We start from the raw sequence: 24,257 nt of genomic DNA on the forward strand, positions 1-24,257 counted from the left end.
CATGGCGACGACGGTGGCCAGCGACGCGATCACGCCGCCGCTCCGTGAGGCTGCGCGCCCGCTGCGCGTGGCCATGGTCGGCCTGCGTGGCATCCCCGCGACCGACGGCGGCGTGGAGCGCGCCGTCGAGGCGCTCGCGGTGGAGCTCGCGGGCCGCGGTCACGAGGTCACCGTCTACGCCCGCACGGCCTACGCCTCCACCGACGCCGCGGAGTACAAGGGCGTGCGGATCCGCTACCTGCCGCAGATCAACACCAAGCACCTCGAGGCGCCGTCGCACACGCTGCTCGCCGTCCTCGACGCGCTCCGGTCGGCGGACGAGTTCGACCTGATCCACTTCCACGCGACCGGCCCGGGGATGTTCAGCGTGCTGCCGCGGTTGGCGCGCGTACCGGCGGTCGCGACCGTGCACGGGCTCGACTACCGGCGCGCGAAGTGGGGGCCGGTCGCCACCGCGGTGCTGCGGCTGGCGCTGCGCATCACGGCGACGAACGCCGACAAGACGATCGTCGTCTCGCGTGCGCTGGACCGCGAGCTGCGGACCCGGTTCGGGACGGAGCCGGTCTACAACCCGAACGGCATCGACCCGGGCGAGTTCGCCGACGTCGAGCCGGTCGACGGGCTGGAGGCCGAGCGCTTCGTGCTCTTCCTCGGCCGGCTCGTGCCGGAGAAGGACATCCACACGCTGCTCGAGGCGTACCGCGGCGTGCCGGGCGACCTGCCGTTGGTCATCGCCGGCGGCGGCACGCACACCGACGGGTACGTCAAGCGGCTGGAGGAGCTGGCCGCGCAGGACCCGCGTGTGCGGATGCTCGGCCCGGTGTACGGCGCGCAGAAGGCGTGGCTGCTGCGCAGCGCGCGGCTCGTCGCCCAGCCGTCGACGCTGGAGGGCCTGCCGATCGCGCTGCTGGAGGCCTCGGCGTGCGCGCGCCCGTGCGTCGTCAGCGACCTGCCCGAGCACCTCGAGGTCGTCGGCGAGAACGGCACGGCCCACGCGGAGGTCTTCACCGCCGGCGACACCGGCGCGCTGCGCGTGGCGCTGGAGCGGGCGCTGGCCGACGGCGACGCCGCGGCGCGCGGCGAGGCGCTGCGCGAGCGGGTGCTGGCCCAGTACCGCTGGCCCGCGGTCGCGGACACGACCGAGCAGGTGTACGAGGCCATCCTCGAGCGCGCGCGCAGCCGGCGCGGTGGGCGGACGAGGCGCGTCCGCACAGCGTGATGCGCATCCTCCTGGTCAGCCACTCCGCCCCGCTCATGCCGATGGACGGGCTGCGGGTGCAGGTCATCTCGCTCGTCCGTGAGCTCGCGCGGCGCCACGAGGTGTGCGTGGTTGCCTACCGCTGGCCGGACCAGACCGGCGAGCCGCCGCCGGGAGTCGAGCTGATCGCGCTGGACGCGCCGACGATGGAGCCGCTGCACCGCCGCGCCCGGGGGCGCCTGCGCGCGACGCTCACCGTCACCCCGCGCGAGGTGCTGATGCTCGAGACGCGCCTGCGCGCCGCGACCGAGCGGCTGCTCGCGCGGCGCGAGTTCGACGTCCTGCACGTCACGCCCTCGATCATCGCCGGCGTGGCCGACGCGGCGCCGCGGCTGCCGAAGGTGCTCGCCGCCGTCGACCACTGGCCGACGGTCGTCCGCGACGACGCGCGTGGCGCCGCGCTGCCGATCCGGGCCCGCGCCAGCGTGGAGCGGCGGGCGATCGACCGGCACGAGCGGCGCACGTTCCCGCGCTACTCGACGGCGGTGTACGTGAGCGCGGCCGATGCGGCCGCCGGCGCCGCCGCGATCCCGGGGCTGCGCACGGCGGTGATCCCCAACGGCGTCGACGTCGACCGCTTCCGCCCGCCGACCGTGCCGCGCGAGCCGGCCACGATCGCGTTCACCGGGATCATGTCCTACCGCCCGAACGTCGAGGCGGCGCAAGCGCTCGCGACCCGGATCTTCCCGCGCGTCCTCGCGCGCCGGCCCGACGCGCGGCTGGCGCTGATCGGCCGCGACCCCGCGCCGGAGGTGCGGGCGCTCGCCTCGTCGCGCGTGACGGTCACCGGCGAGGTGCCGGCGATGGAGCCGTGGCTGCAGGCGACGTCGGTCTATGCGTGCCCGATGCAGAGCGGCACCGGCATCAAGAACAAGCTGCTGGAGGCGATGGCCTGCGGGTGCCCGTCGGTCGCGACGCCGCTCGCGTGCCGCAGCCTCGACGTGCGCCACGGCGAGCACGTGCTCGTCGCCGACGGCGACGCGGAGGTCGCCGCGCAGGTCCTCCGCCTGCTCGGCGACGAGGGGCTCGCGCGCCGGCTCGGGGAGCAGGCGCGCGCGCACGTCCGCGAGCACCGCAGCTGGGTGGCGTTCGCCCGCGCGCACGAGGCGCTGTACGAGCGGGCGGTCGCCGAGGGCGGCGGGTGCCTGCGCCACGGCGACGAGCTGGCGGTCGCGTCGTGAGCGCGATCAGCGTCCCCTCGGTCCGCGCGCCGCACGCGCCCCGCCGCTGGGGCCCGGCGCTGCGGATGGTCGCGCTGGCGATGCTGCTCAGCGCCGTCGCGGGCGTGGCCACCGGCTTCGCGCCGCTCGTCGCCGTCGGCGTCGCGGTGGCGGTCGTGGCGATCGGCGTGTTCGCGATCTTCCCCGCGATCGTCGTCCTGACCATCCTCGTCGTCCGGCCCGGGATGGAGAGCGTCGCCGAGGCGTTCACGGTCGGCGGGACGAACCTGCTCGGCATGCTCGCGGTCGGCACGATCGTCGCCGGGGCGATCGCGCTGGTGCTCCACAAGCCCGACCTGCCGGCCAAGCCGGCGATGGCGCTTGCGGGCGCGTTCCTGCTCGTCGCCCTGCTCTCGCTGGCGTGGTCGTTCAACGCCGAGGAGGGGTTCACCCAGTGGACGCAGCTCGCGTTCCCGATCATCGTCTTCGTCCTCTGCGCGACGCTCGTGCACGACGTCTCCGGCTTCCGGAAGGTGCTGGCCGCGGTGCTCGCGTCGGCGGCGATCCCGATGGCGGTCGGCCTGTTCCAGCTCGCGACGGGCGACCGGATCGTCAAGGAGGGCTTCTCCTCGATCCAGGGCACGTTCGTGCACCCGAACGGGTTCGGCCTCTTCCTGATGGTCGTGCTGATCGTCGGCATCGTGACGTGGTTCGACCTGCGCCCCGGCTCGACGGCACGCAAGCTGCTCGCGGCGCTGATCGTGCTCGGTCTCGTCTGCCTGATGCAGACGTTCGCGCGCTCGGCGTGGGGCGGCTTCGTGCTCGCGCTGGCGCTGGTGGCGGTGCTCGCGTACCGGCGCCTGATCCTCTTCACCGCGCTGACGGTGGTGCTCGCGGCGCTCGCGTTCCCCAGCGTGGTGGAGCAGATCACCGGGCGGTTCGCGGACCTCCAGGGCTCGTCCGAGGCGATCCAGAAGAACTCGCTCGACTGGCGCACCGAGCTGTGGAGCCGGATGCTCCCGTACGGCACCGAGCGCCCGATCGGCGGCAACGGCATGGGCACGTTCCTGCCGCTGACCAACCGCGAGATCGGGATGTTCGACTACGACTTCCAGACCGCGGAGAACCGGGCGACCTACCTCGAGGTCTACCCCCACAACGACTACGTCTACGTCGGGGTCGAGCTGGGGGCGCTCGGGCTGCTGCTGTGGTTCGGCACGCTGGCCGCGCTCGGGCTCACGGCGTGGCACGCGCGGCGGGTCGCCGGGCTGCGGCCGTACGGCATCGCCGTCGCCGGCGTCTTCGCCGGCCTGCTGGTCGCCAGCTACTTCGACAACGTCAAGACGTACCAGGCCGTCCTCGTGGCCGCGTTCGCGCTCGCCGGTGCCCTCGCCGGAGCCGCGTACGGCTCTCGACGGTCGTCCAAGAAATCCCTGCAAATCAGGCACTGAGACGGTGTCGAGACGGCCTGGACCAAATGGCCCTTGACTCTGATTCTCGCGCTCAGGTAGGTGTCCCTAGGAGACCTGATTCGCACAAGCGAGACCACGGACGGAGAGGCTCCGACCCCATGCTGCAGGCGACCCGGACGCTGCCGACTCAGCGCATCATCCAAGAGCACACGACGGCCCTGAACGGGCTGCTCGCCGCCGTGGACCACCGCGTCCTCGACCGGCTGGTGGAGACGCTGTGCGCGACCCGGGACGCCGGCGGGACGATCTTCATCGCGGGCAACGGCGGGAGCGCCGCGACCGCGTCGCACCTGGCGTGCGACCTGGGCAAGGCGACCCGCTCGCCGGAGCGCCCGCCGATGCGCGTCATGAGCCTGGCCGACAACAGCGCCTGGTTCAGCGCGCTCTCCAACGACGAGGGCTACGACCGCGCGTTCGCCGGCCAGCTGGAGAACTTCGCCCGGCAGGGCGACACGCTGCTCGTGATCTCCGCGAGCGGCAACTCGCCGAACCTCGTCTCCGCCGTCGAGTGCGCCCGCGAGCGCGGCGTCACGACGATGGCGCTGCTGGGATTCGACGGCGGCGTGCTGCTCGGGATGGTCGACCACGCGGTGTGGCTGGCCAGCGCACCCGGCACGTACGCCGAGGTCGAGGACGCGCACTCGGCGCTCTGCCACGTGCTGACCAAGTGCCTCTGCGAGCGCTGACCCGATGGCTCCGGAGCGCCCCACCCAGGTCGTGATCGTGGCGGGCGGCCGCGGCACGCGGCTCGGCCGCCTGACCGACGACCGGCCCAAGCCGCTCGTCGAGATCGCCGGCAAGCCGTTCCTGGATCACCTGATGGCGCTGCTGCGCGACGAGGGGTTCACGCGCCACCTGCTGCTGCTCGGCTACCGCGCGGACATGATCGAGGCGCACGTCGGCGACGGCTCAGCGTTCGGCGTGCAGGCCGACCACCTGGTCACGGACCCCGAGCTCCACACGCTGTCGCGCCTCCGCGACGCGGCCGAGCGCGGCGCGCTCGACGAGACGTTCCTCGTCGTCTACTGCGACAACTACTGGCCGCTGCGCTTCGACGCGCTGTGGGACGACTACCTCACCGCGGGGCAGCCGCCGGCGCAGGTCACGGTCTACGCCAACGAGGACGGCTTCACGCGCGACAACGTCCGCATCGGGCGGGGTGGCCGCGTGGAGGTCTACGACCGCACCCGCGAGCAGCCCGGGCTCCGCGGCGTCGACATCGGCTTCCTGCTGCTGCGCCGCGACGCGCTGCTGGCGCTCCCGGCGGTCGACGAGCAGCTCGAGCACGTCCTCTACCCGCAGCTGGTGGAGGAGGGCACGCTGTTCGCGCACGTCACGCGCCACCGCTACTACGACGTCGGCAAGCTCGACCGGCTGCCCGCGACCGAGCGGTTCCTGCGCTTCGAGCCCGCGGTCATCCTCGACCGCGACGGCGTGCTCAACGAGCGCCCGCCGAAGGCCCAGTACGTCACGACGCCGGCCGAGTTCGTGTGGAAGCCGGGTGCCCTGGAGGCGCTCAAGCTCTTCGCGGAGGCCGGCTGGCGCACGTTCGTGGTCTCCAACCAGGCGGGCATCGCGCGCGGCGCGATGACCGAGGCCGACCTCGACGCGGTGCACGAGCGGATGATGCGCGACGTCGCCGCCGCGGGCGGCCGCATCGACGACATCTACGTCTGCCCGCACGGCTGGGACGACGGCTGCGCCTGCCGCAAGCCGAAGCCCGGGATGCTGCTCGCGGCGCAGCGCGACCACGACCTCGACCTGACACGGACGACGTTCGTCGGAGACGACGAGCGGGATGCGCTGGCCGCGGCTGCGGCCGGCGCGCCGTCCGTGCTGGTCGACGACACCACCTCGCTCGCCGACGTGGCGCAGCGACTCATCAACCACACCGGAGGGCTGATCGCCGTATGAAGGTTCTGGTCACCGGGCACCGCGGCTACATCGGCTCGGTGCTGACCCCGCTCCTCGTCCGCCAGGGGCACGACGTCACCGGCCTGGACACGGGCTACTTCGACGAGTGCACGCTGGTGCCGGACGAGATCCAGGTGCCCGAGATCAAGCGCGACCTGCGCGACGTGACGTCCGAGGACGTCGAGGGCTTCGAGGCGATCGTCCACCTGGGCGCGCTGTCGAACGACCCGATCGGCAACCTCAACACCGCCTGGACCGAGGAGATCAACACGCAGGCCACGATCCGCCTGGCGGAGCTGGCCAAGGAGGCAGGCGTGCGCCGCTTCCTGTTCTCCTCGAGCTGCATCATGTACGGGATGTCGGAGGCGGCGGTGGTCGACGAGACCGCGCCGCTCGCCCCGCGCACCGACTACGCGCGCTCGAAGGTCGACGCCGAGCGCGAGCTGCAGAAGCTCTCCGACGACGAATTCGCCGTCACGTTCCTGCGCAACGGCACGGTCTACGGCCTGTCGCCGCGGATGCGGTTCGACACCGTCATGAACGACTTCATGGGCTCGGCGGTGACGCGCGGTCGGATCGTCGTGATGGGCGACGGCGCGCCGTGGCGCCCGGTCGTGCACGTGCTCGACCTGTCGCGCTCGTTCGCGATGGTCCTCACGGCGCCCCTCGACAAGGTCGCCGGCGAGGCGTTCAACAACGGCCACGAGGCGCTCAACTACAAGATCCGCGACCTCGCCGAGGCGGCCGTCGCGGCCGTCCCGGGCGCGACGCTCGAGATCCTGGGCGAGTCCGGCGCCGACCAGCGCACGTACAAGGCGGACTTCTCGAAGTTCGCGCGGACGTTCCCCGACTTCACGTGGGAGTGGACGCCGGCCAAGGGCGCCGTCGAGCTCCGCGACGCCTTCCTCGAGTACGGCGTCACCGAGGCCGAGTACACCCACGCGAAGTTCACGCGGCTGCGCTGGCTGAGCCACCTGATGGACACCGGCGAGCTCGACGAGAACCTGCGCTGGACCGAGATCGTGGTGCCCGCATGAGCGCGCTCCCGATCGCCTCGCCCAAGACGCAGAACGTCCCGCTCATCGACGGCGTGAAGATCATCCCGCTCCGCCAGATCGTGGACGAGCGGGGGAAGATCATGCACATGCTGAAGGCGACCGATGAGCACTTCATCGCCTTCGGCGAGATCTACTTCTCGTGCTCGTGGCCGGGCGCCGTCAAGGCGTGGCACATCCACACGACGATGACCATCAACAACGCGGTCATCAGCGGGCGCGCGAAGCTCGTCATGTACGACATCCGCGAGGACTCACCGACCAAGGGCGTCCTCCAGGAGGTCTTCCTGGGCGAGGACAACTACGTGCTCGTCCAGATGCCGCCGGGCATCGCCAACGGCTACAAGGCGTACGGCGACTCGATGTGCATCCTCGCGAACGCCGCGACGGAGCCGCACGACCCGGACGAGATGCTGCGGATGGACCCGTTCACCGACGAGATCCCCTACGACTGGGGCATCCGCCATGGCTAGCGTCCTCGCACCGGCGGGGTGGGCGGGACCGGGATCCGTCGCGGCGGTGGACCACTCGCGCGGCATGATCGTCACGCGGACGCCGCTGCGGGTGTCGTTCGCCGGCGGGGGCACCGACCTCGCGGCGTTCTACGACCACGAGGACGGCGCGGTCTTCTCGACCGCGATCTCGCGCTACGTCTACGTGACCGTCAAGCGCCACGGCGAGGTGTTCGACGAGAAGGTCCGCATCGCGTACTCCTCGGCCGAGTCGGTCGGCTCGATCGACGAGGTGCAGAACGACATCGCGCGGGAGTGCCTGCGGCTGCTGGAGATCGAGCCGCCGATCTACGTGTCGATCATCGGCGACCTGCCGGCGTCGACCGGCCTGGGCGGATCGAGCGCGTTCTGCGTGGGCCTGCTGCATGCGCTGCACACCCTGCGCGGCGAGCGCGTCACCGCGGGGCAGCTCGCGGAGGAGGCGTCGCACATCGAGATCGACGTGCTCGGCGAGCCGATCGGCAAGCAGGACCAGTACGCCGCGGCGTTCGGGGGCCTGAACCTGTTCACGTTCCGCACCGGCGGCGGCGTCACGGTCGAGCCGGCGCAGCGGGTCAACGGCGCGCTGGCCGAGCTGTTCGACCACGTCGCGATGTTCTGGACGGGCCACCAGCGCGACGCAGGCAAGGTGCTCGTGGAGCAGAAGGCGCGGACGGGCTCGAAGCTGGACACGCTGCGGGCGATGCGCGACCACGCGTACCGGCTGCAGGCGTCGGTGAGCGACGGGCGGTTCGACGCGCGCGAGTTCGGCGCGGTGCTCGACGAGAGCTGGCAGCTCAAGCGCGGACTCGCGTCCACGATCACGAACCCCGCGATCGACGAGTGGTACGCGCGGGCGATGGAGGCCGGCGCGCTGGGCGGCAAGCTGCTCGGCGCGGGCGGCGGGGGCTTCCTGCTCTTCATCGTCGAGCCGTCCAAGCGCGACGCCGTGCGGGCCGCCCTGCCGGGGCTGGTCGACGTGCCGGTGGCGCCCGAGGCGCACGGGTCGCGGGTGCTCTGATGCGCTTCACCGAGCTGCCGCTGCGCGGCGCCTACGTCCTCGAGCTGGACGAGATCCGCGACGAGCGGGGCCTCAACGCGCGGCTGTACTGCGAGCGCGAGTTCGCGGAGGCGGGGCTCGTGGATCGGATGGTCCAGACGAACCTCATCGTCAACGAGCGCGCGGGCACGATGCGCGGGTTCCACTTCCAGGTCGCGCCCTACCGCGAGGCGAAGCTGTTCCGCGTCGTGGCCGGCTCGATGCAGGACGTGATCATCGACCTGCGGCCCGAGTCGCCGACGTACGGCGACTGGACGTCGGTCGTGCTCGACGCCCGCGTGCCGCGGATGCTCTACGTCCCGGAGGGCTTCGGCCAGGGCTTCCTGACGCTGGAGCACGGGACCGCGCTGCACTACCAGGTGAGCGCGTTCTACACACCCGCGGCGGGCCGCGGGATCCGCTGGGACGACCCGGCGTTCCGCGTCGACTGGCAGCGGCCGGTCGACGTGGTCTCGGCCAAGGACGCGTCCTGGCCCGACTTCGACCTCGACGCCCACGCGGCAGGACTGGAGACCGTCGCATGATCATCGTGGACCGGGCGCTGGAGCGCCGCGCAGCGGAGGGCCGCCCCGTGCGCGTCGGCATGGTCGGCGCGGGGGCGATGGGGCGGGCGATCGCGCTGCAGATCGCGTCCGCGACGCCGGGCATGGAGCTCGTCGCGCTCTACAACCGCACGCGGGATCGCGCGCTCCAGGCGATGGCGCTCGCCGGCGTCGAGGATCCGCCGACGGCGACCTCCGTGGCCGAGCTCGACCGGCTGATCGCGGCCGGCCGCCCGGCGCTCGTCGAGGACCCGGCGCTGATCTGCGCCGCGGACGGCGTGGACGTCGTGCTCGAGGTGACCGGCGCGGTGGAGTTCGGCGCCGGCGTCGTGATGGACGCGATCGCGAACGGCAAGGACATCGTCGCGATGAACGCCGAGCTGAACGCGACGCTCGGCCCCATCCTCAAGGTCCACGCGGACCGCGCCGGCGTCGTCTACACGGACGCCGACGGCGACCAGCCGGGCGTGATCATGAACCTCCACCGGTTCGTGACCGGGCTCGGCGTGCAGCCGGTCCTGCTCGGCAACCTCAAGGGGCTGCACGACCGGTTCCGCAACCCCGAGACGCAGGCGGGCTTCGCCGCGAAGAAGGGGCTGACGCCGCACATGGCCGCGTCGTTCGCGGACGGGACGAAGGTGTCGTTCGAGATGGGGCTGTGCGCGAACGCGACCGGCTTCACGTGCATCGAGCGCGGCATGCAGGGCCCGGACGCGTCGCACGTGGACGACGCGAAGGAGCTGTTCGACCTCGACGCGCTGCTCGAGCACGGGCGGATCGACTACATGGTCGGCGCCGAGCCGGGGCCGGGCGTGTTCGTCCTCGGCACCGCGGACCACCCGCTGCAGAAGAAGTGGCTGGAGCTGTACAAGCTCGGCGACGGGCCGCTCTACACGTTCTACACGCCGTACCACCTGTGCCACCTGGAGGTCCCGACGTCGCTCGCGCGGGTCGCGCTCTTCAAGGACCCGATCGTCACGCCGCTCGGGCCGCCGGTGGTGGACGTCGTGGCGACCGCGAAGCGGGACCTGCGCGCGGGTGAGACGCTCGACGGCATCGGCTGGTTCATGACGTACGGCCAGTGCGAGAACGTGGACGCGCCGGGCGCGTCGTCCCTGCTGCCGATGGGCCTCGCCGAGGGCTGCCGGCTGGTGCGCGACGTGCCGGTCGACCAGGTGCTCACGTACGACGACGTCGAGCTGCCGCCGGGCCGGCTGTGCGACCGGCTGCGAGCCGAGCAGATGGAGCACTTCGGGCTCGGGGCGCCGACCGCCGCGGTGGTCTAGCCGCACGCCATGCGCGCGCCCGTCGGCATCGTCCCCGCCGCCGGGCACGCGACCCGGCTGCAGCCGCTCGGCTGCTCGAAGGAGGCGCTGCCCGTCGGTGGGCGGCCCCTGATCGCGCACCTCCTGGAGCGCCTCGCGGTCGCGGGCGCCTCGGACATCCGCGTCGTCACGCGGCCCGAGAAGCACGACGTGCGGGAGCTCGCCGCGGACCACCGCGTGGTCCTCGCGCACCCGCCGGAGCTGGCGGCGTCGATCGCGCTCGGGCTCTCATCCCCGCCCACCCTCCGCGACGACGACGTCGTGCTCGTCGGGTTCCCGGATGCGCTGTGGCTGCCCCGGGACGGCTTCGCCACGCTGCGCGACCGGGTCGGCGCCGGCGCCGACGTCGCGCTCGGCCTCTTCGGGGTGGCGGAGCCGTCGCGCTCCGACGTGGTGGTCTGCGACGGCGCCGGCCGCGTCGTCGACATCGCGATCAAGCCGGCCGACCCCCCGGGTTCGCGCATCTGGGGCTGCTTCGCGGCGCGGGCCGACGCGCTGGCCGGGCTCGGCGAGTGCACGTGGCCGAGCGAGCACTTCCTCGCGCTCGCCGCCGCGGGCGGCCGGGTCGAGGCGGTCCACCTCTCCGACACGTACCTCGATGTCGGCACGCCCGCCGCGCTGGCCGCCGCCGAGGGCTGGCTGGAGGACCATGTCGCCGCCGCCTGACGTCGCCGCAGCGCCGCCGCCGCGCCGCGTCACCGCGCCGAGCGCTCCGCACGGCGTCGCCTACGCCGCGCCCGACGGCGGGCTGGCGGCGCGGCTCGGGCTCGCGCTCGTCGTCGCGGTGCCGACGCTGCTCACGGTGTGGCTCGCGTTCTCGTCCGGCGGCTTCTTCGCGGGCGCGGCGGGCGCCGCGGCGGTCGTGCTCGCGGCGGCGCTGGGGCTGCAGGTCCTCGTCGCGCCCCGGCCGTTCGCGGGGTACGGGCCGGCCGCGCTGGTTCCGGCCGCCGGGCTCGCGGGGCTGACGGCGTGGATGCTGCTGTCGGCGACGTGGTCGGACGCGACGGGCCGGGCGCTCGTCGAGCACGCGCGGCCGCTCGCCTACCTGCTCGCGTTCCTCCTGCTCGCCGGGACGGCGTTCAGCGCCCGCCGGCTGACGTGGCTGATCCGCGCGCTGGCGGCCGCGCTGGCGGGGATCGCGATCTGCGGCCTGATCACGCGGATGCTGCCGGAGGTGTGGTCGGTCGCGCCGTCGCTCCAGCCCGGGCGCCTCGCGTATCCGATCAGCTACTGGAACGGGATGGGGCTGCTGTCGACGTGCGCGGCGCTGCTGTGCGTGCACCTCGTGTGCGACGAGCGCGAGCCGCCGTGGATCCGCGCGCTCGCCGCGGCGGTCGTCCCGGCGCTGACCGTCACGGTGCTGCTCACGTTCTCGCGCGGCGCGATCGTCGCCGGCGTGCTCGGGCTGCTGGTCTACCTCGCGGCGGCGCGGCCGCGCGGCGCGTGGCTCGGGCTGGCGGCGACGCTGCCGACATCGGCGGTCGCGCTGGTGGTCGCGTACGGGGCGGACGCCCTCGCGTCGCGCACCCCGCAGAGCGCCGAGGCGGTGACCGAGGGGCGCCGCGTCGCGGCGGCGGTCGTCGTGGCCGGGCTCGTGGCGGCGCTGCCGCTCGTGGTGTGGGCGGCGCGCGAGGCGCGCCGCCGCCGGTGGGGCCTGCCCGCGCGGCCCGCCGCGCCAGCGCCGCCGGCGCCGGAAACGCGGCGTCGCGCCGGTCTGGCGGCAGCCGGCGTGGGGGCGCTCCTCGTGGTGGTCGCGCTGGCGGCCGGGGCGGGCGGCGCGCTCGCCGACCAGGTCGACGACTTCCTCGAGGGCAACGACGTCCCCGAGCGCGCCGACACGCGCACGCGGCTGACCGAGCTGGGCAACAACGGGCGGATCGAGCACTGGGAGGTCGCGCTCGACGGGTTCGCCGCCGACCGGCTGAAGGGCCAGGGCGCGGGGACCTACCAGCTGCTGTGGAACCAGGAGTCGGGCCGGCTGGACAGCGTCGTCGACGGCCACTCGCTGTACGTCGAGACGCTCGGTGAGCTGGGCCTGGTCGGCCTGGCGCTCGTGCTGCTCGCGGTGCTCGGCGTGCTCGTCGGGCTCCTCGCGCGCGTGCGCGCGCGTGAAGCGGAGCGCCAGACGGTCGCGATCGTGCTCGCCGTGTTCCTGGTGTGGGCGCTGTGCGCGGGCATCGACTGGGACTGGGAGCTGCCCGCGGTGACGCTGTGGGTGTTCGCACTGGCAGGCGCCGCGCTGGCCCGGCGGCCCGCGCCGACCGATCCTCCGCCGGGGCCGCGCTCGGCGAGCTCGATCGTCGTGCGCGCGCTCGCGGTCACGGTCTGCGCGGCGGTGGCCGTGCTGCCGCTCGCGCTCGCGCGCTCGCAGGCCTCGCTCGACCGGGCGGTCGACGCGCTGCGCGCCGGCGACGGGCAGACGGCGGCGCAGGAGGCGGTCGAGGCGATCGACGCGCTCCCCGACCGCGCGGAGCCGTGGGAGGCGCTCGGCTACGGCACGCTCCTCGCGGGCAACCCCGAGCGCGCGGTCGAGGCCATGCACCGCGCCGCGCAGCTCGACCCCAGGAACTGGGAGCCGCTCTACGGCCTCGCGCTCACCCGCGCCGCGGCCCGCGACCCGCTGGCCCGTGCGACCGCCAAGCGCGCGGTCGCGCTCAGCCCGATGCAGCGCACGGCGCAGGAGCTCATGTGGAGCCTCGACGCCCCGAGCCGCGAGTGGGACGCCGCGGTCGCCAAGGCCCCGCTGCTCATCCCCGCCACCCTCGGCACCACCGGCGCGGCGACGCCCACCCGGTGACGCGGCTCAGGCGCACAGCGACGCCGGCCGCGCGCTGAGCGCGGCCGACGCGCGAGGCGCCTAGCGGCGGGTCAGGCGAGGCGCCAGTCGGTGAACCGGCGGATGGCGAAGCCGAGAAGCAGCGCCAGGATGCCCGCGGAGATCACGCTGATGAGCACGTACCCCGTGAACGGCAGGCCTTCCTCGTCCGAGGCGACCGGGGTCGCCGGGAGGACGGCCGTCTCCTCCGGAGCGGTCTCGTTGACCGGGGTCTCCTCGCCCAGCGGCACCGCCTGGCCCTCCGAGGGCGAGGTGCCGGGCACCGTGTCACCCGAGGGCGCGACGGTGTTCTGCGACGGAGACAGGTACTGCGCGGCGGACGCGTCGGCGCCCCCCGAACTGCCTGAGATCGCCGCGGCAGGCGCGGCGAGTGCGAGGCACGAGAGGCCGACCGCGACTGTGGCGATCCCTGCCCGTCCTCGTGCTCGTGGCGTCCTCCACGAAGGGTTCATGGCGCGACGCTACCAGGACCGCTCACCCCCGTGCAGGATTTTCGACTCACCCTTGACACGGGCCTTCCGAACCTGTTCGGATCGTCATCAGATGCCCCCGGGAAGGAATCTGGTGGCCCTCGACGCACTACATGACCCGGAACGCCACCTCGCAGCCCTAGACGCCCGCGCCGAGGGAGAGGCCCGCCGACGAGCGGCCTCCCATCGCTGGGTGTCGGACGAGCGGGCATGGCGGCTGCGTCGCGGGCTCGCCCTCTCCGACATCCTCGCGCTGCTCCTCACGTTCGGCGTGGTGCTCGGGGTGCGCGCGCTCACCGGCCACGACGACGCGCTGCTCGACCAGCTCCCGCTGATCCTGCTCGCGATCCCGTGCTGGAGCCTGCTCGCGGCGGGGCACGACCTCTACCACCTGCACAGCCGCCGGCTCGAGCAGGGCGTGGGCGAGGAGGCGGGCTCCGTCCTCCAGATGACCGTCCTGTGGAGCTGGAGCGTGCTGCTCGTCGCCGAGCTGCTCGGGCTCGACAGCGTCACGGTCCCGTCGGTCGCGTTGATGTGGGTCGTCGGCACCGTGCTGCTGCTCGCCGGGCGCGCAGCCGTGCGCAGCCGCGCCCGCACGAAGGAGTGGTACGCGCACCGCACGCTCATCGTCGGGACGCCCAAGCAGGCGCGCGCGCTGCGCCGCAAGATCGAGCGCCACCCCGAGTACGGCCTCGACCTCGTCGGGACGATCGCGCTCACGAGCCTCGCCCCGCGCCGCGCGGCCGGCACGATGCCCGACCGGGTGCGGCACGAGGATCTCATGGGCCTCGTCAAGGAGCACCAGCTCCACCGCGTCATCCTCTGCAGCCCGCCGCGCGGCGAGTCGGGCAGCGAGCGGTTCGACCTCGCGCGGGAGCTGGGGGAGCACGGAGTCCGCGTCGACCTGCTGCCGGCGTGGTTCGAGATGCTCGGCACGCGCCTGGAGCTCCACGAGCTCGAGGGCACCTCGCTCCTCACCGTCCCGTACGTCCGCCTCGGCCGCACGTCGCTGCTCATCAAGCGCGCGTTCGACGTCGTCATCGCGAGCCTCGCGCTGATCGTGATGCTGCCGCTGATCGTGCTCAGCGCGATCGCGATCAAGCTCGACTCGCCGGGCCCGGTGCTCTTCCGCCAGCAGCGGATCGGCCGCTGGGGCGAGCCGTTCGAGGTCCTCAAGTTCCGCTCCATGAAGGAGGGCGCGGACGAGGCCAAGGACGAGCTGGCCGACCTCAACCTCCACGGGCCCGCGATCGGCCTGGGCATGTTCAAGATCCGCCGCGACCCGCGCGTCACGCGCGTCGGCGCCTTCCTGCGCCGCACGTCGCTGGACGAGCTGCCGCAGCTGTGGAACATCGTCCGCGGCGACATGAGCCTCGTCGGCCCGCGCCCGCTGATCGAGACCGAGGCGCGGCAGGTCGAGGGCTACTACCGCCGCCGCAGCGACCTGACGCCGGGCCTGACCGGACTTTGGCAGGTGAACGGGCGCTCCGAGGTGCCGTTCGAGGCGATGGTCAACCTCGACTACCTCTACGTCACGACGTGGTCGCTGTGGGGCGACCTGAAGATCCTCATCAAGACCGTCCCCGCCGTGCTCGCGCGGCGCGGTGCCTACTAGGAAACGACCCGGAGGTCGTACGCATGCCCGCTCTCGAGCTTCCCCGCCTCGAGCCCATCCGCCGCGCCGCGAAGGCCGTCCTGCCCCAGCGGACCGTCCTCGCCCTGGAGAACATCGGCCGCCGGCGCAACGGCTTCGGCGCCAGCGCGATCGACCTCTCCTACGTGCGGCTGCTGCGCGAGGCCCCGCTCGACCGGCTCCGCGACCCCGAGTACCTGGAGCACGACCTGCTGCCGCGGCTCGGCCTGAACTCCGAGCAGATCGAGGAGGAGTTCCCCGAGGAGCTGTGGTCGTCCTGCGGCTACGGCCTGCGCCACTGGCAGTTCCCGCGCCAGTTCGCGCCGTACCTGGTCAAGCTGCTCGACCTCGACGTGCGCAGCTACCTGGAGATCGGCTGCCGCCACGGCGGGACGTTCGTCATCACGACCGAGTACCTGTCGCGCTTCCGTCCGCTGACGAAGTCGGTCGCGGTCGACCTCGACATCCACGCGACGCTCAAGCGGTACGCGGACGAGCGGCCCGAGGTGCAGATCCGCGCGATGAACAGCCAGCTCCCGCAGTTCCGCCGCTTCCTCGCCGAGGAGGGGCCGTTCGACCTCGTCCTCGTCGACGGCGACCACCGCGAGGCCGGTTGCCGGCACGACGTCGAGTCGGTGATCGACACGGCCAAGGCGGTCGTGCTGCACGACATCGTCAGCGCCCCCACGCCCGGCGTCACCGCCGTGTGGGAGGAGCTGCAACGCGACCGCGCCGGCGAGTTCGACTTCTACGAGTTCACCGGCCAGTACGCCGAGCACACGGCGCGCACCGGCGCGACGTGGCTCGGGATCGGGCTGGCGGTGCGCAAGCCCTAGTGGCTCGAGATCACCTTGTCGATGAGGCCGTACTCGGCGGCCTCCTCGGGCTTGAAGAACCGGTCGCGCTCCATGTCGTCGTGGACGCGCTCGATGCTCTGCCCGGTGTGCTTGGCGTAGATCTGGTCGATCCGCTCGCGGGTCTTGAGGATCTCCCGCATGTGGATCTCGATGTCGCTCGACTGGCCCTCGAACCCGGCCGACGGCTGGTGGATGAGGATGCGGCTGTTCGGCAGCGAGAAGCGCTTGCCCGCCGCGCCGCCCGCGAGGAGGAGCGAGCCCATGCTCATCGCGATGCCGCAGCAGATCGTCTGCACGTCGGGCTTGATGAAGTTCATCGTGTCGTAGATCGCCAGGCCCGCGTAGATCGACCCGCCCGGCGAGTTGATGTACAGCGAGATGTCCTTGTCGGGATCCGACGACTCGAGGTGCAGCAGCTGCGCCACGATGAGGTTCGCCACCTGGTCGTCCACGGCGGTGCCGAGGAAGATGATCCGCTCGTTGAGCAGGCGGGAGTAGATGTCGTACTCGCGCTCGCCTCGGGCGCTGCGCTCGACGACGGTGGGAACGAGGGGCATCTGGCGAGTGTACGCACGGCTGCCCGAAGGCGTAGTGAGCACCCATTGCCTCCCGCCGACGTGTCCGAATAGCGTCGTCATGTGCCACGAGTCGACGTCGCCATCCCCACGCACGGGGAGTCCCGTTGGCTTGCGGAGTCGGTCGCGAGCGTCCTCGGGCAGACGTACGGCGACCTGGCGTTGATGGTGTCCGAGAACGGGCCGGGCGACGGCGCGGCGGGCGGCATCCTGGCGGGCTTCGACGATCCGCGCGTGACGCACACCGTCACGGGCGGTGTGCCGATCGAGGACAACTGGAACCGCTGCTTCGCGGCGGGCGACGGCGAGTTCGTGGTCGTGCTGCCGCACGACGAGACGTGGGACCCGACGTGGCTGGAGACGCGCGTGCGGTTCCTCGACGAGCACCCCGAGTGCGCGTTCGTCTTCTCCTCCTGCCGCGACATCGACGCCGACGGGAACGAGATCGGCCTCCCGCGCTTCCGGTTCGAGGAGGGCGTCCACGGGCCGGAGACGACGATGCCGGTCTTCTACCGCGGCAACCCGGTGCCGTGCTGCGCGATCCTCGCGCGCCGCAGCGCGGTGGAGGAGCTCGGGCCCGAGCCGATGGTCGGGCACCTGAAGATGGGCATGGACTGGATGATGTGGATGCGCATCGCCGCGCGGCACCCGATCGGGTACCTGCATGTGCGCGACAACTGCGGGCGCTTCCACGACACGAGCCAGACGGCGGCCCACACGAACTGGGGCGCGATGCACCTCCACGTGCTCGCCTACGCGGACGACGTCCTGGCCAACGCGCTGCCGCGGTACCGGCTGCCGGACACGCTGCGGCGCGAGCGGCTCTCGGAGGCCTACGTGCTGAGCGCGTGCGACGCGCTCGACGCCGGCCAGGTCCGGCTCGCGCGCCAGCACCTGCGCCGGGCGCGGCGGGTGCGGCCGGGCGCGGTGGCGACGACGCGCGGGGCGGCCGCGCACGTGGCGGCGTGGACGGGGCCGGGCGGGCGGCGGGCGCTGCGCGGCGCGCGGGACCTCGAGGCGCGGCTGCAGATCCGCCTGAAGGTGTCGCGGCGGGCGGTGGAGGTGCTCCCCTCGCTCTCCGGCTGGCTGCCGTTCTACTAGCCGAGCGCTAGTTCGACGGCTTTCTACCCTCTTGGTGTGGCTGTCCCCGCACTGTCCCTCCGCGGGCTGACGAAGCGCTACGACGACGGGTTCCTCGCCCTCGACGGGTTCGACCTCCAGGTCCCCGACGGCGCGTTCTTCGGCCTCCTCGGCCCCAACGGCGCCGGCAAGACGACGCTCATCAGCGCCGTCTGCAACCTCATCCGCGTCACCGGCGGCGAGGCGCGCGTGTTCGGCGAGCCGCACGACTCGATGGCCGCGCGCAAGCTCGTCGGGCTCGCCGAGCAGGACATCAACCTCGACCGCTTCCTCGACGTCGAGGAGACGCTCCTCTACCACGGCGGCTACTACGGCATGGCGCGCGCCGACGCGCGCGCCCGCGCGCGAGAGATGATGGAGGTGTTCGACCTGCTCGGGAAGGCGAAGGTTCGCGCGCCCAAGCTGTCGGGCGGCATGCGCCGCCGCCTCCTGCTCGCTCGCGCGCTGATGCACCACCCGCGGCTGGTCATCCTCGACGAGCCCACCGCCGGCGTCGACTTCGAGCTGCGGCTGGAGCTGTGGGAGTACATCCGCCGCCTGCACGCGGAGGAGGGGACGACGATCCTCCTCACCACGCACTACCTCGAGGAGGCCGAGGAGCTGTGCGAGGAGATCGCGCTCATCCGCGGCGGCAAGCTGCTCGCGCGCGACTCCGCCGACGGCCTGCGCGCGGAGTACGAGGCCGAGACGCTCGCCGATGTCTACGTGAAGGCGATGGCCGCGTGAGCACGCCGCTGCTCGCCCTCACCCGCCGCGAGATCGCGCGCGTGCTGAAGCTGTGGACGCAGACGATCGGCGCGCCGGTCGTCTCCTCGTTCCTCTTCATCCTCGTCTTCGGCCTCTCGCTCGGCGGGCGCATCAAGCAGATCGAGGGCTTCGACTACGACGTCTTCATCGTCCCGGGCCTGATCACGATGGCGATGGTGCAGGCCGCGTACGCGAACAACTCCGCGACGGTCTTCCAGGCGAAGTTCGACCGCTACCTCAACGACGTGCTCGCCGCGCCCATGAGGCCGTGGGAGGTCAACCTCGCGCTGTCGCTCGGCGGCGTCGTGCGCGCGGTGCTGATCGGCGTGTCGCTGCTGGTGTGCGCGCTGCTCCTGGTCGACGTGCCGATCCGCGAGCCGCTCGTGCTGGTCGTGGCGGTGGCGCTCGCGCTGACGCTGTTCAGCGCGCTCGGCGTCGTCGTGGGGATCTACGCGGAGAGCTGGGATCACACCGCCTTCGTCAACAACATCGTGATCCTCCCGTTGACGTTCCTCGGCGGCGTCTTCTACAGCGTCGACGTGCTGCCCTCGCCGTGGGAGGAGCTGTCGCACGTCAACCCGATCTTCTTCCTCGTCCAGGCCGTCCGCTACGGCTTCCTGGGCACCAGCGACGTGCCGGTCGGGCTGGCGCTGGGCGTGACGGCGGCGCTGGCGGCGGTCTGCGTGGCGTGGTCGACGTGGCTCTTCGCGACCGGTCGCCGGATCAAGCCGTAGGCGGCCTTGAGCGCGTCCCGCCGGTCGCGCTGGTCGCGGGCGGGATCTGCTCGACGCAGTTCGGCGCCGCGCTCGCGGGCACGCTGTTCGACGAGCTCGACGCGGCGTCGGTGTCGGTGCTGCGGCTCGCGTTCGCGGCGCTCGTGCTGATGCTCGTCCTGCGGCCGGCGGTGCGCGGGCGCAGCGCGGCGGACCTGCGGCTCGTCGCGCTGTTCGGGCTGACGCTCGGCGTGATGAACCTGACGTTCTACGAGGCGAATCGAGCGCATCCCGCTCGGCATCGCGGTGACGATCGAGTTCGTCGGTCCGCTCGCGGTGGCCGTGATCGCGTCGCGGCGGCGGCTCGACCTCGTGTGGGTGGTGCTGGCGGGCGCGGGGATCGTGGTGCTGGCGGATCTGGGCGACGGCTCGCTCGACCCGTGGGGCTTCGCGCTCGCGCTCATGGCCGGCGCCGGGTGGTTCGGCTACATCCTGCTGTCCGAGCGCTCCGGTCAGCGGTTCAGCGGAGCCGAGGGCGTGGCCCTGGCGATGGTCGTGGCGGCGCTCGTCCCGCTCGGGCCGGGGCTGGCCGAGGGCGGCGGGTTCCTGCTCGAGCCCGAGTACCTGGCCATCGGCCTCGGCGTCGCGATCATGTCCAGCGCGCTCCCGTACTCGCTGGAGACCGAGGCGCTGCGGCGGATGCCCAAGAACGTGTTCGGCGTCCTGATGAGCCTGGAGCCGGCGGTCGCCGCGCTGGCCGGCTTCCTCGTGCTGTCGCAGTCGCTGGGCGCGCGGGAGCTGGTCGCGATCGCGCTCGTCGTGGCCGCCAGCGCGGGGGCGACGCTGACGAGCGGGCGGGGCGCGGCGTTCCCCGAGCCGGAGTAGCCCGCACGGAGTCCGTACCCTCCCGCCCGGCCCATGTTCCCGCTGAACCTCCCGAACGTCCTCACGCTGGCGCGCATCCTGCTCGTGCCGGTGCTCGTCGTCGCGCTGCTCGACGAGACGTCCAACGGGGACGTGCTCGCCGCGGTCGTGTTCGCGGTGGCGTCGCTGACCGACTTCGTCGACGGGTGGCTCGCACGCTCGCGCGGGGCGATCACGTCGTTCGGGAAGCTCATGGATCCGATCGCGGACAAGCTGCTCGTGATCGCCGCGCTCGTCTCACTCGTGTCGCTCGAGCGTCTCGCCGCGTGGGTGGCGATGGTGATCATCGCGCGCGAGGTGGCGGTGACCATCGCGCGAGCTCAGGCGCCCGAGGTCATCCCGGCCGCGCAGCTGGGGAAGATCAAGACGGTTCTCCAGGTGGCGGCGCTGTTCTTCCTCATCCTGTTCGACCCGTCGCCGGTCTGGGTGGACGCCCTCGTGTACGTCGCCGTTGTCGTGACGGTGGTGTCCGGGGCAACGTTCTTCCTCGACCTGAGACAGCGGGAGATTCGTGAAGGACTGCGGAGAAGTTCGTGAAAGCCCCTAGACAAGGGGATTTGGTCTGCTAGAAATCCCCACGTGGCTCCTGGTGTCAACTGCAACGTGACTGCAACGCACGCGGACTAAAGATCCAACGGACAGATGTCCGATGGAGCTGGTGTAGGCGGTACTGCACCTTGAAGTAAGGGTCCGGAGACCCGAACAGTCTGGGGGGACTACTTGAGCACGGAGAAGCCACTTCTGGCGGACGAGACGGCGATTGTCGATCTCGACGAGCTGCGTCCGCTGATCGCCGAAGGTCAGGAGAAGGGTGTCCTGACGTTCGAGCAGATCGCGACCGCCCTCGAGGAGGTCGAGGTCACCAAGGAGCAGGTCAGCGAGCTGCACGCGTGGCTCGACGACCAGGGCATCGAGGTCGTCGGCTCGGATGGCCGCACGGCGACGTCGGAGGCCGCGAAGGTCGAGGCGGCCGCGGAGGCGCGCCGCAACGCCGCGCCGGACGAGGGCCCGAAGAAGCCTGCCGTTGATCTGACGGTCGAGCCCTCGCTCGACTCCCTACGCCTCTACCTGCGGTCGATCGGCAAGGTGCCGCTGCTGACCGCCGAGGAGGAGGTCTCGCTCGCCAGGCGCATCGAGCGCGGCGACATGGAGGCCAAGCAGCACATGGTCGAGGCCAACCTGCGGCTGGTCGTGTCGATCGCCAAGGGCTACCTCGGTCGCGGCCTGACGTTCCTCGACCTGATCCAGGAGGGCTCGCTGGGGCTCATCCGGGCGGTGGAGAAGTTCGACTACCGCCGGGGCTACAAGTTCTCGACGTACGCGACGTGGTGGATCCGCCAGGCCGTGACGCGCGCCATCGCGGACAAGGGGCGGACGATCCGCATCCCGGTCCACATGGTCGAGAAGCTGAACAAGGTCGTCCACGTCGAGCGGCAGCTCGTCCAGGCGCTGGGTCGTGAGCCCTCGCCGGAGGAGATCGCCTCCGAGCTGGAGTGCACGGTCCGCGAGGTGCGCGACATCCTGCGCATGTCGCAGCAGCCGGTGTCGCTCGAGAAGCCGATCGGCGAGGAGGAGGAGTCCGAGCTGGGCGACTTCGTCGAGGACCAGACGGCGGTCTCGCCCTTCGAGCTCGCCTCCGAGGCGCTGCGCAAGGAGAACGTGCGCAAGGCCCTGGCGGCGCTGCCCGCACGCGAGCGCGAGGTCATCGAGATGCGCTTCGGGCTCGCCGGCGGCCGCCCGCGGACGCTGGAGGAGGTCGGCCGGGCGTTCAACGTGACGCGCGAGCGCATCCGCCAGATCGAGAACCACACGCTCAAGAAGCTCGAGTCGCTGCCCGAGGCGCAGCGGCTACGCGACGCGGTGTAGTTCGCCGTTCGTCGCTGGGTCTGCAACGGGTCTGTCGCGGAAGCGCGACAGGCCCGTTGTGTTGTCCGGGGTCCGTCCGGACACGAACATATGTTCGTGGCATGGCACGGATGTCTCCACGCGAGCAGGGCGACTACGGCGAGCTCTCCGCGATGCAGTGGTTGGTCGAGCAAGGGGCGAAGCTCAGCCTGCCGCTCGGGCACAGCCCGGACTACGACCTCATCGCGGACTTCGGTGAGCGGCTGGTGCGCGTGCAGGTGAAGACCACGACCTACGCCCGTGGTGAACGATGGTGCGTGATGATCGCAACGCGGGGCGGCAATCAGAGCTGGTCCGGTCTCGTGAAGCACTTCGACAGCGCGCGCGTCGATGCGCTGTTCGTCCTGGCGGGTGACGGCCGGCGCTGGTACATCCCCGCCGAGAACGTCGAGGGGACGACTGGCATCTTGCTGGGAGGCCCGAAGTACGCGGCGTTCGAGGTCGCTGCCGGGGCGCCGATCGCGGGTGGCTCGCAGGGCTGTCGCTAAACTGCTTCGTCGCCCCGGCGGGATTCCGGAGCGGTCAAACGGGCGTGGCTGTAAACCACGTGGCTCTGCCTTCGCAGGTTCGAATCCTGCTCCCGCCACTAGGCAGTTGAGAGGGTCGCTTCGGCGGCCCTCTCGCCGTTTCCGGGGCGATCGTGCGGAGGAGCACGCGGGACAGCGGCGAACCGGATCGGGTGCTCTCCTCCACTCGCGCGCGGCTGCGCGCCCTCACTCCAGTTCACGCCGCGATCCTCGTGCTCGCGGCGCTATCCGTGGCCGGCGGCGGGACCGCCGTCGCCGCGAAGCTGATCACGTCCGCCGACGTCAAGGACCGCTCGCTCAAGGGGCGCGACCTCGCGAAGGGGACGGTCGCGAACGCGAACCTCGCCAAGGGCGCGGTGCGGTCGCCGCAGATCCAGGATGGGTCGGTCGGGCTCGCGGACCTCGCGGCGGACGTGCGCGGGCGGCTCGGTGGGGGCGGGGCAGGGGCTGCCGGGACGCCGGGCGCCACGGGGGCGCCGGGGGCCACCGGCGCGACGGGGCCGGCGGGACCCGCTGGTCCCGCGGGACCTGCGGGCAAGGACGGCCTGGACGGGGCGGATGGCGCGACCGGCACGACGGGCGCCACCGGGCCGGCTGGCGCTACGTGGGCGCGGGCGCGCGGCAGCGTGGAGGGCACGAGCGGCCCCCAGGCCGCCATCGGCGCCGCGGCGTACCTGATGACCCACGCCGTCACGACGCCGACCGGCGGCGGTCCCGCGGACTTCCTCGGGATGTGGAAGGTGAGCGTGAAGGCGGCCGGGACGGCGGCGACGGTGACGTGCGCGCTCTACCGCACCGGCAACAACGAGGTCCCGGGCAGTCAGGCGCGGATCGACCTCGCGGGATCGAGCAGCGGGACGCAGTCGCTCACCGGGACGGGCGTGGCGGTCAACCTCGCGGCCGGGGCGCAGCTGTACCCCGGCTGCACGTCGACGGCCTCGAACGTGTTGATGACCTCCGCCAGCCTGACCGTGCTCCAGGTGAGCGACGCGGACTACGCGACGGCGGGCTGAGCCGCTGACGCGTGACGCGCGCGGCATGATGTCGCGCGCATGACCGTCGTGTTGATCGCTGTCGCCGGGGCGGCCGGTGTCCTCTCCCGCTACGGGCTGACATCGTGGATCGGCAGCGCGCCGTGGGCGGTCGTGGCGATCAACGTCGTCGGCTCGTTCCTGCTCGGGGTGCTCGCCGGCGCGGGCGTGGAGGGCGACGCGCGGGCGGTGCTCGGGGTCGGGTTCCTCGGCGGGTTCACGACGTTCTCGACGTTCTCGCTCGACGTCTTCGGCGACCTCGAGGCGGGGCGGCCGGGCCGCGCGCTCACCGTCGTCGCGCTGTCGGTCGTGCTCGGCGTCGGTGCCGCCGCGCTGGGCTGGGCGGCCGGGCGCGCCTAGCTGTAAGTCCTGAGGACGTTGTTTCGTCCGGGCCTCTTCGGAGGCTGGGTGGTGCCAACCACGCCCAGCTCTCCGAAGGAGGCACCGGATGCGGCTGCACGCTAACGCGGCGCTCAGTCTGATTCAGCGAAGGAAGATGGTCCTGGCGGTCGTTGTCGATGGCCGCTCGATCCGCGAAACAGCCGAGAGGTTCGGCGTCTCTGAGCCGACGTGCCGCAAGTGGGTCAGGAGATTTGTCGCCGAAGGCGATGCCGGGCTGCGC

26 protein-coding genes and 1 tRNA gene are annotated in these 24,257 nt (G+C 72.4%); 25 read left to right on the forward strand and 2 right to left on the reverse strand.

Going from position 1 to position 24,257, the window contains the following annotated elements:
* Position 1 precedes the first annotated feature (1 nt).
* The 12 genes from AC1UE5_RS23480 (at position 2) to AC1UE5_RS23535 (ending at position 13,074) form a co-directional block, all read left to right on the forward strand.
* Positions 2-1,219, forward strand: coding sequence for a glycosyltransferase family 4 protein (locus tag AC1UE5_RS23480; RefSeq protein ID WP_482928195.1), 1,218 nt, complete (start codon positions 2-4; stop codon positions 1,217-1,219).
* The gene (locus AC1UE5_RS23485) at positions 1,219-2,439 is read left to right on the forward strand and encodes a glycosyltransferase family 4 protein (RefSeq protein ID WP_482928197.1); all 1,221 of its coding nucleotides are present in this window, start codon (positions 1,219-1,221) and stop codon (positions 2,437-2,439) included. Before AC1UE5_RS23480 ends, AC1UE5_RS23485 begins: the two co-directional genes overlap by 1 nt.
* Positions 2,436-3,869, forward strand: a complete 1,434-nt coding sequence (locus AC1UE5_RS23490) for an O-antigen ligase family protein (protein ID WP_482928199.1) — start codon at positions 2,436-2,438, stop codon at positions 3,867-3,869. Before AC1UE5_RS23485 ends, AC1UE5_RS23490 begins: the two co-directional genes overlap by 4 nt.
* A gap of 119 nt (positions 3,870-3,988) precedes the next feature.
* Positions 3,989-4,576, forward strand: a complete 588-nt coding sequence (locus AC1UE5_RS23495; protein ID WP_482928201.1) for a D-sedoheptulose-7-phosphate isomerase — start codon at positions 3,989-3,991, stop codon at positions 4,574-4,576.
* Positions 4,577-4,580: 4 nt separating this feature from the next.
* The gene (locus tag AC1UE5_RS23500) at positions 4,581-5,804 is read left to right on the forward strand and encodes an HAD-IIIA family hydrolase (protein WP_482928203.1); all 1,224 of its coding nucleotides are present in this window, start codon (positions 4,581-4,583) and stop codon (positions 5,802-5,804) included.
* Positions 5,801-6,841, forward strand: a complete 1,041-nt coding sequence (locus tag AC1UE5_RS23505) for an NAD-dependent epimerase/dehydratase family protein (RefSeq protein ID WP_482928205.1) — start codon at positions 5,801-5,803, stop codon at positions 6,839-6,841. The genes AC1UE5_RS23500 and AC1UE5_RS23505 overlap by 4 nt, the downstream gene beginning before the upstream one ends.
* Positions 6,838-7,332, forward strand: coding sequence for a dTDP-4-dehydrorhamnose 3,5-epimerase family protein (locus AC1UE5_RS23510; protein ID WP_482928207.1), 495 nt, complete (start codon positions 6,838-6,840; stop codon positions 7,330-7,332). The genes AC1UE5_RS23505 and AC1UE5_RS23510 overlap by 4 nt, the downstream gene beginning before the upstream one ends.
* Positions 7,325-8,371, forward strand: coding sequence for a GHMP family kinase ATP-binding protein (locus AC1UE5_RS23515; protein ID WP_482928209.1), 1,047 nt, complete (start codon positions 7,325-7,327; stop codon positions 8,369-8,371). Before AC1UE5_RS23510 ends, AC1UE5_RS23515 begins: the two co-directional genes overlap by 8 nt.
* Positions 8,371-8,934 carry a dTDP-4-dehydrorhamnose 3,5-epimerase family protein gene (locus tag AC1UE5_RS23520; protein WP_482928211.1) on the forward strand — a complete coding sequence of 188 codons (564 nt, stop codon included), beginning with the start codon at positions 8,371-8,373 and terminating at the stop codon, positions 8,932-8,934. The genes AC1UE5_RS23515 and AC1UE5_RS23520 overlap by 1 nt, the downstream gene beginning before the upstream one ends.
* The gene (locus AC1UE5_RS23525; protein WP_482928213.1) at positions 8,931-10,238 is read left to right on the forward strand and encodes an NAD(P)H-dependent oxidoreductase; all 1,308 of its coding nucleotides are present in this window, start codon (positions 8,931-8,933) and stop codon (positions 10,236-10,238) included. Before AC1UE5_RS23520 ends, AC1UE5_RS23525 begins: the two co-directional genes overlap by 4 nt.
* Positions 10,239-10,247: 9 nt before the next feature.
* Entirely contained in the window at positions 10,248-10,943 is a 696-nt protein-coding gene (locus AC1UE5_RS23530; RefSeq protein ID WP_482928215.1) for a nucleotidyltransferase family protein, read from the forward strand.
* On the forward strand, positions 10,927-13,074 hold the full coding sequence (locus tag AC1UE5_RS23535; RefSeq protein ID WP_482928217.1) for a tetratricopeptide repeat protein: 2,148 nt from the start codon (positions 10,927-10,929) through the stop codon (positions 13,072-13,074). The genes AC1UE5_RS23530 and AC1UE5_RS23535 overlap by 17 nt, the downstream gene beginning before the upstream one ends.
* A gap of 71 nt (positions 13,075-13,145) precedes the next feature.
* Here the strand turns inward: AC1UE5_RS23535 and AC1UE5_RS23540 are convergent, their stop codons facing one another.
* Positions 13,146-13,376, reverse strand: coding sequence for a hypothetical protein (locus AC1UE5_RS23540; protein ID WP_482928219.1), 231 nt, complete (start codon positions 13,374-13,376; stop codon positions 13,146-13,148).
* Positions 13,377-13,776: 400 nt separating this feature from the next.
* Here AC1UE5_RS23540 and AC1UE5_RS23545 point away from each other — a divergent pair, with 400 nt between their 5' ends.
* Both AC1UE5_RS23545 and AC1UE5_RS23550 read left to right on the forward strand, forming a co-directional pair.
* A complete protein-coding gene (locus AC1UE5_RS23545; RefSeq protein WP_482928221.1) occupies positions 13,777-15,198 on the forward strand; it encodes a sugar transferase in 1,422 nt (473 codons plus the stop codon).
* Positions 15,199-15,221: 23 nt separating this feature from the next.
* Positions 15,222-16,052 carry a class I SAM-dependent methyltransferase gene (locus AC1UE5_RS23550; RefSeq protein WP_482928223.1) on the forward strand — a complete coding sequence of 277 codons (831 nt, stop codon included), beginning with the start codon at positions 15,222-15,224 and terminating at the stop codon, positions 16,050-16,052.
* Here AC1UE5_RS23550 and AC1UE5_RS23555 read toward each other — a convergent pair.
* Entirely contained in the window at positions 16,049-16,630 is a 582-nt protein-coding gene (locus AC1UE5_RS23555; RefSeq protein WP_482928225.1) for an ATP-dependent Clp protease proteolytic subunit, read from the reverse strand. The two genes, AC1UE5_RS23550 and AC1UE5_RS23555, sit on opposite strands and share 4 nt — an antisense overlap.
* 81 nt (positions 16,631-16,711) lie before the next feature.
* Here AC1UE5_RS23555 and AC1UE5_RS23560 point away from each other — a divergent pair, with 81 nt between their 5' ends.
* The 11 genes from AC1UE5_RS23560 to AC1UE5_RS23610 form a co-directional block, all read left to right on the forward strand.
* On the forward strand, positions 16,712-17,749 hold the full coding sequence (locus AC1UE5_RS23560; protein ID WP_482928227.1) for a glycosyltransferase family 2 protein: 1,038 nt from the start codon (positions 16,712-16,714) through the stop codon (positions 17,747-17,749).
* Positions 17,750-17,785: 36 nt separating this feature from the next.
* Positions 17,786-18,514, forward strand: coding sequence for an ABC transporter ATP-binding protein (locus tag AC1UE5_RS23565; RefSeq protein ID WP_482928229.1), 729 nt, complete (start codon positions 17,786-17,788; stop codon positions 18,512-18,514).
* Complete coding sequence (locus tag AC1UE5_RS23570) at positions 18,511-19,269, forward strand: ABC transporter permease (protein ID WP_482928231.1); 759 nt, start codon at positions 18,511-18,513, stop codon at positions 19,267-19,269. The genes AC1UE5_RS23565 and AC1UE5_RS23570 overlap by 4 nt, the downstream gene beginning before the upstream one ends.
* Before the next feature lie 285 nt (positions 19,270-19,554).
* Entirely contained in the window at positions 19,555-20,133 is a 579-nt protein-coding gene (locus AC1UE5_RS23575) for an EamA family transporter (protein ID WP_482928233.1), read from the forward strand.
* 33 nt (positions 20,134-20,166) lie between these two features.
* Positions 20,167-20,709 (forward strand): CDP-diacylglycerol--glycerol-3-phosphate 3-phosphatidyltransferase, encoded by a 543-nt coding sequence (gene pgsA / locus AC1UE5_RS23580; RefSeq protein WP_482928235.1) that lies wholly within the window; start codon positions 20,167-20,169, stop codon positions 20,707-20,709.
* 183 nt (positions 20,710-20,892) lie between these two features.
* On the forward strand, positions 20,893-22,038 hold the full coding sequence (locus AC1UE5_RS23585; RefSeq protein ID WP_482928237.1) for a sigma-70 family RNA polymerase sigma factor: 1,146 nt from the start codon (positions 20,893-20,895) through the stop codon (positions 22,036-22,038).
* A 101-nt stretch (positions 22,039-22,139) separates the two neighbouring features.
* Positions 22,140-22,565: a group I intron-associated PD-(D/E)XK endonuclease gene (locus AC1UE5_RS23590; protein WP_482928239.1), complete on the forward strand. Its 426-nt coding sequence runs from the start codon at positions 22,140-22,142 to the stop codon at positions 22,563-22,565.
* 16 nt (positions 22,566-22,581) lie between these two features.
* Positions 22,582-22,663 (forward strand) — tRNA-Tyr (locus AC1UE5_RS23595).
* A 93-nt stretch (positions 22,664-22,756) separates the two neighbouring features.
* The gene (locus AC1UE5_RS23600; RefSeq protein ID WP_482928241.1) at positions 22,757-23,617 is read left to right on the forward strand and encodes a hypothetical protein; all 861 of its coding nucleotides are present in this window, start codon (positions 22,757-22,759) and stop codon (positions 23,615-23,617) included.
* 39 nt (positions 23,618-23,656) lie between these two features.
* Entirely contained in the window at positions 23,657-23,995 is a 339-nt protein-coding gene (locus AC1UE5_RS23605) for a fluoride efflux transporter FluC (protein ID WP_482928243.1), read from the forward strand.
* An 88-nt stretch (positions 23,996-24,083) separates the two neighbouring features.
* Positions 24,084-24,257, forward strand: a 174-nt coding sequence (locus AC1UE5_RS23610) for a helix-turn-helix domain-containing protein (RefSeq protein WP_482928255.1), incomplete at its 3' end; no start/stop codon positions are given.

Source organism: Parviterribacter multiflagellatus (genome assembly GCF_056863265.1).

What these genes read in the sequence shown, in the direction of transcription:
- AC1UE5_RS23480 (WP_482928195.1), top strand. Translation starts at nt 2, where the DNA reads ATGGCGACGACGGTGGCCAGCGACGCGATCACGCCGCCGCTCCGTGAG.
- AC1UE5_RS23485 (WP_482928197.1), top strand. Translation starts at nt 1,219, where the DNA reads ATGCGCATCCTCCTGGTCAGCCACTCCGCCCCGCTCATGCCGATGGAC.
- AC1UE5_RS23495 (WP_482928201.1), top strand. Translation starts at nt 3,989, where the DNA reads ATGCTGCAGGCGACCCGGACGCTGCCGACTCAGCGCATCATCCAAGAG.
- AC1UE5_RS23500 (WP_482928203.1), top strand. Translation starts at nt 4,581, where the DNA reads ATGGCTCCGGAGCGCCCCACCCAGGTCGTGATCGTGGCGGGCGGCCGC.
- AC1UE5_RS23505 (WP_482928205.1), top strand. Translation starts at nt 5,801, where the DNA reads ATGAAGGTTCTGGTCACCGGGCACCGCGGCTACATCGGCTCGGTGCTG.
- AC1UE5_RS23510 (WP_482928207.1), top strand. Translation starts at nt 6,838, where the DNA reads ATGAGCGCGCTCCCGATCGCCTCGCCCAAGACGCAGAACGTCCCGCTC.
- AC1UE5_RS23515 (WP_482928209.1), top strand. Translation starts at nt 7,325, where the DNA reads ATGGCTAGCGTCCTCGCACCGGCGGGGTGGGCGGGACCGGGATCCGTC.
- AC1UE5_RS23520 (WP_482928211.1), top strand. Translation starts at nt 8,371, where the DNA reads ATGCGCTTCACCGAGCTGCCGCTGCGCGGCGCCTACGTCCTCGAGCTG.
- AC1UE5_RS23525 (WP_482928213.1), top strand. Translation starts at nt 8,931, where the DNA reads ATGATCATCGTGGACCGGGCGCTGGAGCGCCGCGCAGCGGAGGGCCGC.
- AC1UE5_RS23530 (WP_482928215.1), top strand. Translation starts at nt 10,248, where the DNA reads ATGCGCGCGCCCGTCGGCATCGTCCCCGCCGCCGGGCACGCGACCCGG.
- AC1UE5_RS23535 (WP_482928217.1), top strand. Translation starts at nt 10,927, where the DNA reads ATGTCGCCGCCGCCTGACGTCGCCGCAGCGCCGCCGCCGCGCCGCGTC.
- AC1UE5_RS23550 (WP_482928223.1), top strand. Translation starts at nt 15,222, where the DNA reads ATGCCCGCTCTCGAGCTTCCCCGCCTCGAGCCCATCCGCCGCGCCGCG.
- AC1UE5_RS23555 (WP_482928225.1), bottom strand. Translation starts at nt 16,630, where the DNA reads ATGCCCCTCGTTCCCACCGTCGTCGAGCGCAGCGCCCGAGGCGAGCGC.
- pgsA (WP_482928235.1), top strand. Translation starts at nt 20,167, where the DNA reads ATGTTCCCGCTGAACCTCCCGAACGTCCTCACGCTGGCGCGCATCCTG.
- AC1UE5_RS23590 (WP_482928239.1), top strand. Translation starts at nt 22,140, where the DNA reads ATGGCACGGATGTCTCCACGCGAGCAGGGCGACTACGGCGAGCTCTCC.
- AC1UE5_RS23605 (WP_482928243.1), top strand. Translation starts at nt 23,657, where the DNA reads ATGACCGTCGTGTTGATCGCTGTCGCCGGGGCGGCCGGTGTCCTCTCC.